Genomic DNA, 12,303 nt, shown 5'->3' with positions numbered 1-12,303 from the left:
CGTCATTGCGAGTTACGAAGCAATCCCCAATATGAATAGAGGCCATACAAGTCGGCCCTGTAAAGTCGGGGATTGCTTCGTACCTCGCAATGACGTCTTTTTTGTACCTTGTCTAAAAGATAAAACCAGCCAATCAAAATCTTTCAACCCATTGTTAACAATCTTTTTTTGAATTGTAAGCCGATTGCCCCAACTTCGCAATCCGAATTTTGATTATGAGTATTCATTATAAAATAATTGCCGCGGAGCTTTCTGTGGCCGAGAAGCAGGTAACCGCCACGGTTGAGTTACTTGATGAAGGAGCAACGGTTCCGTTTATTTCCCGTTACCGTAAAGAGGTTACCGGCAGTTTGGACGAGGTACAGGTAACCACCATCCGCGATCGTGTACAACAACTGCGCGAGCTGGATAAACGCCGCGAGGCTATCCTGAAATCGCTTACTGATATGGGCAAGTTAACGCCCGAATTGGAAAAGCAGATCAACGAGGCCGAAACCATGGTTACGCTGGAAGATATCTATCTGCCATATCGCCCTAAGCGCAAAACCCGCGCTACAGCAGCCCGCGAAAAAGGCCTGCAACCGTTGGCCGATATTATCCTGGAACAACAAAATAAAGATCCAGAACTGATAGCTGCCGAATACATTAGCGATGAAAAAGGTGTAGCCAGCGTTGAAGAAGCTTTGGCCGGTGCAAGGGATATCATTGCCGAAACCATTGCCGAGAACGCAGAGGTGCGTACCCGCGTCCGTGAACTGTTTGTAGAAAAAGGAACATTTGCTTCGCGTGTGGTAGAGGGTAAAGAAGAAGCAGGTATTAAATATAAAGATTACTTTGAGTGGAGCGAGCCGGTTAAATCGGCACCTTCACACCGGGTGCTGGCTATGCGCCGCGGCGAAAAAGAGGAGATCTTATACCTCGATTTAAAACCTGAAGAAGATGACGCGCTTGAAATACTGGAAAGTAGCTTTGTAAAAGCGAACAATGCCGCTTCTGGGCAAGTGCGTTTAGCTATAACTGATGGTTACAAGCGTTTGCTAAAACCATCGATGGAAACAGAAGTACGTTTGCTTACCAAAAAGAAAGCCGATGAAGAGGCGATCCGGGTATTTGCCGAGAATGCACGTCAGCTTTTGCTAAGTGCGCCACTTGGGCAGAAAAGGGTAATGGCGCTCGATCCGGGTTTCCGTACCGGTTGTAAACTGGTTTGTCTGGATGAACAAGGTAAACTGTTGGAAAATACAGCCGTTTATCCGCATACCGGCGCAGGCCAGGCGCGTGAGGCCGAGAAAACTATTCAACACCTTTATCAAAAATATAATATCGAGGCTATTGCCATAGGCAATGGTACAGCAGGCCGCGAAACAGAAGTTTTTGTACGTAACCTGAATTTGCCGGGCGCTACCATTGTAATGGTGAACGAAAGCGGCGCATCTATCTATTCAGCATCAGAAGTGGCAAGGGAAGAGTTTCCTGATCATGACGTTACTGTGAGAGGTGCGGTATCAATCGGTCGCCGTTTGATGGATCCGTTGGCGGAATTGGTAAAGATCGACCCGAAATCAATTGGTGTAGGTCAGTACCAGCACGATGTTGATCAAAATAAACTGCAAACATCATTGGATGATACCGTGATCAGCGCAGTGAACGCGGTTGGTGTTGAGTTGAATACGGCATCTAAACAGATTTTGGCTTATGTATCGGGCCTCGGTCCGCAATTGGCACAGAATATTGTGGAATACCGTAATCAGAACGGTGCGTTTAAACGTAGGGACCAATTGAAAAAAGTTCCGCGTTTGGGTGATAAGGCATTTGAGCAGGCGGCAGGTTTCCTCCGCATCCACGATGCCGAAAATCCGTTGGATAGCAGCGCCGTACACCCGGAACGTTACGGCTTGCTGCAACAAATGGCTACCGATATGAAATGCTCGGTAAAAGATTTGATGAGCAACCCAACCCTCCGCAAAAGCATCCCGCTGCAAAAATACACTTCAGAAACTGTGGGGTTACCAACCCTTAACGATATCATGGCAGAGCTTGCCAAACCAGGCCGCGACCCACGTGAGCAGTTTGAAGCTTTCAGCTTTACCGATGGTGTAAATGCTATTGGCGATTTGAAAGTGGGCATGAAACTGCCGGGCATCGTTACCAATATTACAGCCTTTGGTGCCTTTGTTGATATCGGCGTTCACCAGGACGGCTTAGTGCACCTGAGCCAGATCACTAACCGTTATATTAAAGATCCTAACGAAGTGTTGAAGGTGCATCAAAAAGTAGAGGTGACAGTTACCGAAGTTGATGTGAACCGTAAGCGGATCGCTTTATCAATGAAAGAAAACGATAAGAACCCTTCGGATCAGCCCCGCCGTAATGACGATCGCAGGCCTCAAGGTGGTGGTAATAAACCAAACTTTAATAACAAGCGCCAGGAGCGTGAGCCGGAAACGGATATGGCTTTGAAACTGGCTGCTTTGAAAGGTAAGTTTAAGTTGTAAGCATAAGCAGTTGCTTGGCATAACATAATTTGTCATGTTGAGCGATAGCGAAGGATCTTCTTCGCCACGCAAAGCGGATTTGCAGGGCGAAGAAGATCCTTCGTACCTCAGGATGACAAATCGCTCGCGCCGTTGTTGGTGTTGTCACCAACAACATTAGTACCCTCGCCTTTTTTGCGAAGTACTATCGCAGTAATGCGTGGCGCAGAGTTGTTGGTGACAACACCAAAAACGGCAAAATCACTCTGTAGAGTATGCGATTGCTTCGTACCTCGCAATGACATGGTGGGTAAACGCCACCGCTTCCCACAACCATTATAAAAAAATAACGCCCCTATCCCGGTAAAACCAGGGTAGGGGCGTTTCAATAAGTGAGTAAAATTTTATTCCAGCGTTATCTGCCTCCTGATGCTTTCTTCGAGCGAAATGAAAGTTTCGGTGCGTTGAATGCCGCGTACACCCTGGATCTGCTCGTTCAAAACTTCGCGCAGGTGGGTGGTATCATGGCAAACAATTTTCGCGAAAATGCTCCATTCGCCGGTAGTGTAATGCAGCTCAACAATCTCTTTAATGGTTTTTAGTTGCTTTACAGCTTCATTGTACTGTGACCCTTTTTCAAGATAAATGCCGAGGAATGCGGTGATGTCATATCCTAACTTTTGTGGATCAACCTCAAGGCTGGCACCTTTTATTACACCCATCTCCTCCAACTTTTTCATTCGCACGTGTATGGTTCCGCCAGAAACAATCAACTCTTTAGCTATCTCGGTGTACGGAGTGGTAGCATTCTTCATCAATATTGATAAAATCTGGATGTCGAGATTATCAATTTCTAAATTTTGAGCTTTTCTGTGGGACATAAATTTGAATATCTATATTGAAATACAAGTTTAATTAAAATTCGATTAAAAATAAAATATTTTTATTGAAATATTTGCAAGAAACGGATAGTCCTATTAAATTTGTATCAAGCAAAAGGGAAATGCTTACTGTTCTTTAAAAGAAAAAACATTGTTGGGTGGTGAAATTTTTGGCAGACACACCTCCTTGTCCCGGTGGCGGAGATCATGGAAAACCCGTAAGGGCTAACCACTCTGTGAAGGTTCGAATCCTTCCCCAACAGCAAGTTTAAGTACGAAGTCAGAAGTCTTAAGTCAAAAGACTTATAACTCCAGACTAAATACTTAAGACTTACACACTGTAGGATGGTGAAATTTTTGGCAGACACACCTCCTTGTCGCGGTGGCGGAGAAATTGGGAAACTTTTAGCAATAGAAATAACCACTCCGTGAAGGTTCGACTCCTTCTCCTACAGCTCTTCTCATAATTTAGGTTTATAATTGGTTAGTAAAGGCCCCTGCCCATCAGGGGCTTTGCTGTTTTTATAGGTTTTTGTTTTTAGCTTATCTACTTTATCTTCCGCTATCCCCGATCATGAAATGTCATCCTAATGCCTGTTTTAAGCATTAATTGAGATTTTTTTAAACAAAGATTTTTTTCGACATGTTATAAAAGCATAACGCTGCCTGCGATGGCGGCTTTTAAAATACCTGATCCCCATGAAAATATTTGTTGCCAATTTACCGTACCATATTACCAACGAAGGCATCCGCCAGTTATTCGCCTTATTTGGCGTAGTGTTATCATCTAAAATTGTAATGGAAAACGGCAAAAGCAAAGGCTTTGGCTTTTTGGAAATGGCCGATCCGCAACGCGCCGAAATGGCTATTAAAGAATTGGATGGCGCACCAATAGACGACCGCAATATCGTAGTGCGCCCGGCCGATAGCCAGGAATCGGATACACAACCCGTACACAAGCGCCCACGCATCTCATTCCGGATCAGGTAACCAGAGCTAAACTTAGCTCCGGTTATAAAAGGTGGTCAACTTTTTAAGTTTTTTTATAGGTAGATCTTCCAGATCGGATGGGGTTAAACGCCATGCCCAGTTGCCATCTGTAGTAGATGGTTGGTTCATGCGGGCATCCCCATCCAAACCAAGCAAATCCTGAATGGGAACTATTGCGGTATTAGCCACCGATGCAAATGCCGTTTTTATAAATACCTCATTAATATTTTTGGCTTTTACTTTAACACCTGCATAACGTTCCAATTCTTTACGGGCTTTTTTACCGGCTTCATCATCAAACCAGCCACGTGTAGTGTTGTTATCATGTGTGCCGGTATAAGCTACATGGTTTGGTGTATAATTATGCGGCGTGTGGGTTGATACTGCTGCAGTGCCAAAAGCAAATTGCAATACCTTCATTCCCGGAAGTTCCCATTTATCGCGTAGCTGATAAACGGATTCGTCGATATCTCCCAGATCCTCGGCAATAAAAGGTAGCCGTCCAAGTTGTTTCTTCAATGCCCTGAACAGATCATCTCCCGGTGCTTTTTTCCATTGCCCGTTGATGGCAGTAGTTTCAATTGCCGGTACCGACCAATAGGAGGCAAATGCCCTAAAGTGGTCGAGCCTTACTATATCAAATAGCTCAATGTTTTTTTGGATGCGCTTAACCCACCAATCGTAACTTTGTTGTTTCAGCTTATCCCAATTAAAAACAGGCATGCCCCAAAGCTGCCCCTCAGCATTAAAATAATCTGGCGGAACACCGGCGACAGATTGCATCTCGCCGTTTTTATTGAGATCAAAAATTTCCGGGTTGGCCCAAACATCTACCGAATCGTAACCTACATAAAAAGGCAGGTCGCCAATAATATTTATGCCCAAATCATTGCAATGTTGTTTGAGTTTTTTCCATTGCCTTGCGAAGATGAATTGCTGCCATTTAACCTGTTCAATTTTCAGGTTGTTTTTCTGCGTGAGATCCTGCTGGGCTTTTTTATCGCGCATTTTGTATTTAGCCGACCACTGATGCCATGGTAAGCCTTTGTTTACTGATTTCAATACCGAATAGAGTGCAAAATCATTGAGCCAATCATCTTCTGTTTTACTAAAAGCAATGAACGGTTCTGTTAACCAGTTTGCACTACCGGCAACATAATTTTTCCATGCTTTATCAAGCAGGAGTTCTTTCACGCGGGCTGTAGCCGCCAGATCGGCCTTATCAGTACCTTCTTCTATATAAGGATCAAGATCGCCCTGATTTAACAAACCATCAACCACCAATAACTCCGGACTGATCAAGGAAATGTTTCCCCCCATAGCCGACCATGAGCTGTAAGGCGAAAACTGCGCTTTATCATTCACCGGGCTTAATGGCAATATCTGCCAGTATTTTTGCCCTGCCTCGTGCAATGCATCTGCGAAGTTTAAAGCCCCCGGCCCCATATCGCCAGCCCCGAATGGAGAAGGCAGTGAGGTAATGTGCACCAACACTCCCGCACCACGTTCATTTGGCTTGTCTTCAAATTTCAAAAAAGCAAAGAGGAACTGATCAAAAAGCCCCGAAGCCGCTAATCTACCGTTGGCTGTACCTGGTTTATTAAGCAGGATGTCTTGGTAATGTGTATCTAATCCATCAGGTAAAACTATCGCAGTATCGTCCCATTTAATGTTCAACTCCTCATCGCTAATACCAGCTAAACCCAACGGTATCGCTATGATATAGCAAGTGTTTTTATATTTCCGGGCGAAGGCAAGAAGGTTGGTTTTCAAACTTCCCTCAACTTGCAAAGGAATATATTCTCCCTCGGCAAATAATAAAGGATGTGTTTTGCGCTCATGTAGCAGCACGGTTAAAAGCCATTGTTTGATTTGCCCATTAAATTTATCCGCCCAAAGTTTAGAAACATCAGGTATTGCAGATAGCATTTCATTCCTGAGTTCATAATCAACAGCGCGACGGTTATCGGGGTCAACCATGCTCAAATCCCATAGTTCGCAGCCCTGGTAAATATCGGGCATGCCCGGCGTTGTTAATTTTAATAGCAGCTGCGATAGCGAATTAACCACACCAAACGTTGATGCCTTTTGATGGAAGGTTTTAAAGCTTTGCCAAAAATCGCCCCGGCGTTTTAATAGTTCTTTTACAAACTGCTTGGTGCCTTCTTCGTACTCCTCATTAGGCTCGGCCCAACCTGAATGTAGTTTGGCCTCACGCAAAGTTTTTTCGAGGTATTGCTCCATGCGTTCGGGATAATTGTCTTCGTCCTGACCGGGCATGGGGTAGGTGCCGAGGATCGTTTCGTAAATAAAATACTCGTCGTTAGCATCGGGCACATTATTCTGTTTCAGAGGTTGGTTAAGGCTTTGCCATTCGGTTACTTTTTGCAGCCACTCATCAGGGATATCGGTGATCACGTTTAACCGGGCGCGGGCATCTTCGCCGCGTTTGGTATCGTGGGTTGATGTGCCATTCATGGAAAGCGGCCAGTTTTTTTGCCGCTTTTTCATCGTTTTATGAAAAGTGTTTGCCGATAGCCCGAAAGTATCCGGCGTATCGCCAACCTCATTATGGGCAATAAAACGGTTGTAGGTGTACATCAGCGTATCCTCCACCCCTTTTGCCATCAACGGCCCGGTAAACTGCATACACCTCCTGAAAAAGCGGATCACCTTAGGGTTCTCTTTATCCTTCCATGCTTTTTTAAGCAAAGCTATCGCAGGCTTCAATTCGGGATTAATGCTGATAGCTTGTTTAAAAATCTCTTTTATCGGCGGATGATCTTGATAGTAACGATAAACCGGGCAGCAGATCAACAACTGTGCTATAGCCCGTTTAATTAAATCTTTCGGCACATCGGATCCTTTGGCAAACCCATATTCAATAAATAAGCTGGTAAGGTTTTCCAATTCACCGCCCATTTGCTTATGCAGGATGTAGGCTTTTTTTCGCCTGATCTGTTCCTGCACAGGGGTATTGTTGCCCGAAAGTTTTTGGTAGAAAGCGGTAAAAACAGGCTCGCTTTTACGGTTAGTAAGCAGGTTGTTCACTATCGCCAAAAAATCGTACCCTGTGTTGCCCTGTATGGGCCATGAGGGCATGGTCTCGCCGTGTTCCAGTATTTTTTCCACTATAATATAGGTGTCGTCGCCCACGAGGCGGCGCAGTTGGCGCAGATATTTTCCAGGATCGTATAGGCCGTCGATATGATCTATGCGCAAGCCTTGAAAAATCTCTTCCTGTATCAATGTTTTAATAAGCTGATGATACTGATCAAAAACCTCATTGTGCTGGATGTTGATACAGATCAAACTATTCACCGTAAAAAAACGCCTGAAGTTGATCTGCTGGTCGGTTTCCTTCCAACTGCAAAGCCGGTAATGTTGTTTGGCGGTTATTGATTTTAATAGCGCTTTATCTTTATTAACTGTAGCTAATGATTTATTTTTAGCCGGATATGATCCCGATTGAAGCGGCCAATGGCTCCCGCCGTAGCTAAAAAACAGTTTATCTTTTACCCGTACAATTGAAAGTTCGCCATTATCAATAACCGTATCCAAATCATCACCTAAAAAAGGCAACATGATGGGTCCTTTAAAAATCTTCGGATCATCAAGGCTTTGCTCAAAATAATGTTTGTATTTAGATTTCGGGCCATTTTCAAGCAGATCCATCAGCCATGTATTGTCCGGATGGTAGGCCAGGTGGTTGGGCACAATATCCTGGATCCAGTTTATGCCTTTGGCTTTCAGTTTCGCGCTGATCTTTTTTAGCTGCGCCAAGGTGCCTATTTCGGGGTTGATCTGTAGCGGATCGGTACCGTCATAACCGTGGGTACTACCGGGTACCGCTTTAAATATAGGCGAGGCGTAAACCGTGCGGATGCCCAGCTTAGCTAAATAAGGTATGATCTTTTCAAAATGTCGAAAAGTAAACTCTTTATGAAACTGGATGCGATATGTGCTTACCGGGTTAAACATTAGTGTTTTTATAGATGATGATAGATTGTGATCTGACAAGTCCGGAAGCAGCCGGGCCGGGACCGTTCCATTGTGTATCAGCAGAATTTAGCGCCACCTCCCATTGTTTATTTTCAGGGAGATTGACAGGCTGCTCCTCGTCCGAAAAATTCATGAGGCAACAAATAGATTGCGTGTCTGTCCACCGCTCCAGCAACAGGGTTTTATCGGCTTCGTTAACTGTGGTTTTTAAATTTTTCCGGTTGAGGGTGGCTAACGCGGGCAGTTGTTTCCGCAGGCTGATGAGTGCTTTGTAAAGAGCCAGCATTTGTTTATACCCGTCCTTTTCCAAAATTTCCCATTGCAATTTTGATTGCTCAAAAGTTTCTGTGGCTTGCGGGTCGGGAGCCTCGCCTTCGGCGTGGAAGGAGGCGAACTCGGCTTTGCGGCCTTTGCGTACGGCTTCAACCAATTCCGGTTCGGTATGGCTCACAAAATACAGGAATGGATTAGTTTCGGCCCATTCTTCGCCCATAAATAGCATCGGTATAAACGGACTAACCATTACCGCGCCTGCCATTAGCTTTTGCATTTCGAAACTGAAAAGCTGGCTGCTGCGTTCGCCAAGCATGCGGTTACCTACATGATCATGATTTTGCGAAAACACGATGAACTGGTTGCCCGGATTGTCATTGGCCTTAGCGCCAAAAGTTTTCAACCTTCCCGGCGAGTAAATGCCATCATACACATAAGCATCGTTATATGATTTGGCCAGCTGGACTATGCCCTCAAAATCAGAATAATAACCCTCTCGTTTCTCTCCGGCCGTTACACGCAGGGCATGGTGAAACTCATCTATCCATTGGGCATCCATACCATAACCTCTTTTTTGTATTGGGTCGATGTATAGCGGATCGTTCAGGTCAAACTCTATAATAAGGTGATGTTTCCTGCCTGTTTGGGCCATCAGCGCATCTACGTTTTCCTTTATTTCTTTCAGGATGTGTTTCGGGCTGAAATCTTTTATGGCATGCACGGCATCTAAGCGCAAGGCATCGATATGAAAATCCCTGAACCACATCAACACATTCTCAATAAAATAACGCCTAACCTCATCGCACCAGGCATCATCAAAATTTAGCGCATCTCCCCATGGGGTGTGGTATTTGCCGGTAAAGTAAGGGCCGTAGCTGCCAAAGTAATTTCCTTCCGGACCAAAGTGATTATAAACCACGTCCAATATCACAGCTATGCCCTGCTGGTGGCAGGCATCTACCAGTTTCGCTAATCCCTCGGCACCTCCATATGTATTTTGAACAGCATAGGTAAATACGCCATCATAACCCCAGTTTCTGCCGCCGGGGAATTGAGCAACCGGCATGATCTCGATAGCTGTTATACCCAGTTGTTTTAAGTGATCGAGTTTTTTGGTGATACCCTCAAATGTTCCGTCTGAACTAAATGTACCAGTGTGCAACTCATAAATGATATAATCATCCAAAGGTGGGTTTTGCCATTGGTTGTCCGTCCACTCAAAATCGCGGGTATCTATAGCCATCGACGAGCCATGCACCCCATCTGGTTGGGATAGGGATGCAGGGTCGGGCAATGGTTGTTTATCATCAAGCTTAAATTGATAGCGATGGCCGGGTTGCAGTTTGCCGGTAGTCAATGTCCAATAGCCAAAATCTGATCTGCTTAAATCAAGGCTGGCTTGATCATTTACAATAACCGCAGCTTTTTTTGCGTCAGGCGCCCATACCGCTATTTCGGCTTCGTTATCATTATTAAACCTAACCCCGGGCAATGGTTTATTATTCATGGGTTATAATAGGATGTTGCAGTAAAACCACCGAACGGCCTTGTACCGTTATTTTTTCATCGTTGTTCAGTACCTGCTCTTTGAAATTATCGTCGGCGGTATCCATGATCTTTTTCCAGTCGTCGCCATAGATCTTAGGAGGTAATACATACTCTAAAGGCTGATCGTGTGCGTTGAAGATGATATAGAAACTATCATCAATAACAGGTTCACCCTTTGGCCCCATATGGTGCAAGCCGCGGCCGTTCAGAAATACGCCTAATGATTTGGCAAAATCATGGTTCCAGTTCTCCTCGCTCATTTCATTGCCTTCGGGTAGAAACCAGGCAATATCCTCCAGGCCTTTGCCCATAATAGGCAAACCCTGAAACCATTTACGGCGGCGGAATATTGGATGCTTTTTACGGAGGGCTATCAACTTTTGGGTAAACGCTAACAGCTCCTTATCGGCCGTTTCCCAGTTAAGCCACGAGATCTCATTATCCTGGCAATAAGCGTTGTTATTACCGTTTTGTGTACGGCCAAACTCATCGCCCGCAACCAACATCGGTACACCCTGCGACAGGAACATGGTTGCCAGCAGGTTCCGTTTTTGCCTTGCACGGAGGGCGTTTATTGCCTCGTCTTCGGTAGGCCCCTCGGCTCCGCAATTCCATGAACGGTTGTGGCTTTCGCCGTCGTTATTATCCTCGCCGTTGGCATCGTTATGTTTGTCGTTGTAGGATACCAGGTCGTTCAGTGTAAAACCATCATGAGCGGTAATGAAGTTAACGCTGGCGGTTGGCTTGCGGTAATCATCCTGGTAAAGATCAGGGCTGCCGGTTAATCTCTGCGCGAATTCGCCAAGCATGCTGTCGGCACCTATCCAATAATCGCGGATCGAGTCGCGGTATTTGCCGTTCCACTCGGCCCATCCCGGTGGAAATTTACCTACCTGGTAACCGCCTTCGCCAACATCCCACGGCTCGGCAATGAGTTTAACCTGCGAGATCACCGGATCCTGGTGAATAATATCGAAAAAGGCGCTTAGGCGATTCACTTCGTGCAGTTCGCGGGCCAGGGTGGCGGCAAGGTCAAACCTGAAGCCATCTACGTGCATTTCCGTTATCCAGTAGCGCAGGCTATCCATAATAAAACGGAGTACGTTGGGCAGCATAGCATTCAGCGTGTTGCCGGTGCCGGTGTAATCCATGTAGTAGCGCTTGTTATCATCGGTTAGGCGATAGTAGGATGAATTATCGATGCCTTTAAAAGAAAGCGTTGGGCCAAGCTGATTGCCCTCAGCAGTGTGATTATAAACCACATCCAGTATTACCTCAATGCCTGCCTTGTGCAAGGCTTTCACCATTTCTTTAAACTCCTTCACCTGCTCGCCCAAAACACCCGAGCCAGAGTATTTCACATCTGGTGCGAAAAAGCCGATGGTGTTATAGCCCCAATAGTTGGTGAGCCCTTTATCAAGTAATCCTCTATCATTCACAAACTGGTGAACAGGCATTAGTTCTACCGCTGTGATGCCCAGATCTTTCAGGTATTTGATGGTTACGGGGTGCGCTAAAGCAGCGTACGTTCCCCTTATTTCTTCGGGGATCTCGGGATTTTGAATGGTGAACCCTTTAACATGTGTTTCGTAAATGATTGACTTATGATAGGGAATGCGCAACGGCTGATCATCTTCCCAATCAAACTGCGGATCGATCACTACAGATTTGGGGATGAACGGTGTGCTATCCAGTTCACTGAAACTTAGGTCGGTATTTTCATCTCCTATATTATAGGCAAAAAGTGCATCGTGCCAATCAATACGGCCTGCTATCGATTTTGCATATGGATCGATAAGTAGTTTATTGTTATTGAAACGATGTCCGTTTTCCGGCTCGAAAGGGCCGGATACTTTGTAGCCATATAGCAAACCGGGTTTTGCACCGGGGATATATACATGCCAGATCTGGTGGGTACGTTCGGCAATTTTAATTTTTTCGTATTCAACTTCGTCATCCTGGCCTTTAAAAAGGCAAAGCTCCACGCCTGTGGCGTAATCAGCAAAAAGGGCGAAGTTAACTCCTTCGCCATCCCAGGTGGCTCCGAGGGGGTAAGGTTTTCCGGGGTAAGTTTTTGTTGTCATAACAACATAATGAATATGCTGTTAAAATGTTTGGTCGCCGAGCGCACCAAA

The 12,303-nt window shown here is 45.3% G+C and carries 6 protein-coding genes and 1 tRNA gene; 3 read left to right on the top strand and 4 right to left on the bottom strand.

The genetic code is table 11. The features are described 5' to 3' along the window. Positions 1–215 precede the first annotated feature (215 nt). A complete protein-coding gene (locus AAFN85_RS14630; protein ID WP_347528194.1) occupies positions 216–2,495 on the top strand; it encodes a Tex family protein in 2,280 nt (759 codons plus the stop codon). Positions 2,496–2,878: 383 nt separating this feature from the next. Here the strand turns inward: AAFN85_RS14630 and AAFN85_RS14625 are convergent, their stop codons facing one another. Further along, complete coding sequence (locus AAFN85_RS14625; protein WP_090532141.1) at positions 2,879–3,355, bottom strand: Lrp/AsnC ligand binding domain-containing protein; 477 nt, start codon at positions 3,353–3,355, stop codon at positions 2,879–2,881. Positions 3,356–3,507: 152 nt separating this feature from the next. Between AAFN85_RS14625 and AAFN85_RS14620 the strand changes: the two genes are divergently transcribed. Next, positions 3,508–3,618: transfer RNA gene (locus AAFN85_RS14620), tRNA-Asp, on the top strand. A 436-nt stretch (positions 3,619–4,054) separates the two neighbouring features. Further along, a complete protein-coding gene (locus AAFN85_RS14615; RefSeq protein WP_347528193.1) occupies positions 4,055–4,345 on the top strand; it encodes an RNA-binding protein in 291 nt (96 codons plus the stop codon). Between the two features lie 12 nt (positions 4,346–4,357). Here the strand turns inward: AAFN85_RS14615 and treY are convergent, their stop codons facing one another. From treY to glgX, 3 genes are read right to left on the bottom strand one after another with little or no spacing between them, the layout of a single operon-like run. Beyond that, positions 4,358–8,326, bottom strand: a complete 3,969-nt coding sequence (treY, locus tag AAFN85_RS14610) for a malto-oligosyltrehalose synthase (protein ID WP_347528191.1) — start codon at positions 8,324–8,326, stop codon at positions 4,358–4,360. Further along, entirely contained in the window at positions 8,319–10,127 is a 1,809-nt protein-coding gene (gene treZ / locus AAFN85_RS14605; protein WP_347528189.1) for a malto-oligosyltrehalose trehalohydrolase, read from the bottom strand. Before treZ ends, treY begins: the two co-directional genes overlap by 8 nt. After that, positions 10,120–12,252 (bottom strand): glycogen debranching protein GlgX, encoded by a 2,133-nt coding sequence (gene glgX / locus AAFN85_RS14600; protein WP_347528188.1) that lies wholly within the window; start codon positions 12,250–12,252, stop codon positions 10,120–10,122. Before glgX ends, treZ begins: the two co-directional genes overlap by 8 nt. Between the last annotated feature and the right edge of the window lie 51 nt (positions 12,253–12,303).

Source organism: Mucilaginibacter sp. CAU 1740 (assembly GCF_039839285.1).
In the GTDB taxonomy this organism is placed as follows: domain Bacteria; phylum Bacteroidota; class Bacteroidia; order Sphingobacteriales; family Sphingobacteriaceae; genus Mucilaginibacter.
This window is presented reverse-complemented; position numbering and strand designations above follow the sequence as displayed.

Coding starts and splice junctions, on each gene's coding strand:
- AAFN85_RS14630 (WP_347528194.1), top strand. CDS start 216: ATGAGTATTCATTATAAAATAATTGCCGCGGAGCTTTCTGTGGCCGAG.
- AAFN85_RS14615 (WP_347528193.1), top strand. CDS start 4,055: ATGAAAATATTTGTTGCCAATTTACCGTACCATATTACCAACGAAGGC.
- glgX (WP_347528188.1), bottom strand. CDS start 12,252: ATGACAACAAAAACTTACCCCGGAAAACCTTACCCCCTCGGAGCCACC.
- treZ (WP_347528189.1), bottom strand. CDS start 10,127: ATGAATAATAAACCATTGCCCGGGGTTAGGTTTAATAATGATAACGAA.
- AAFN85_RS14625 (WP_090532141.1), bottom strand. CDS start 3,355: ATGTCCCACAGAAAAGCTCAAAATTTAGAAATTGATAATCTCGACATC.
- treY (WP_347528191.1), bottom strand. CDS start 8,326: ATGTTTAACCCGGTAAGCACATATCGCATCCAGTTTCATAAAGAGTTT.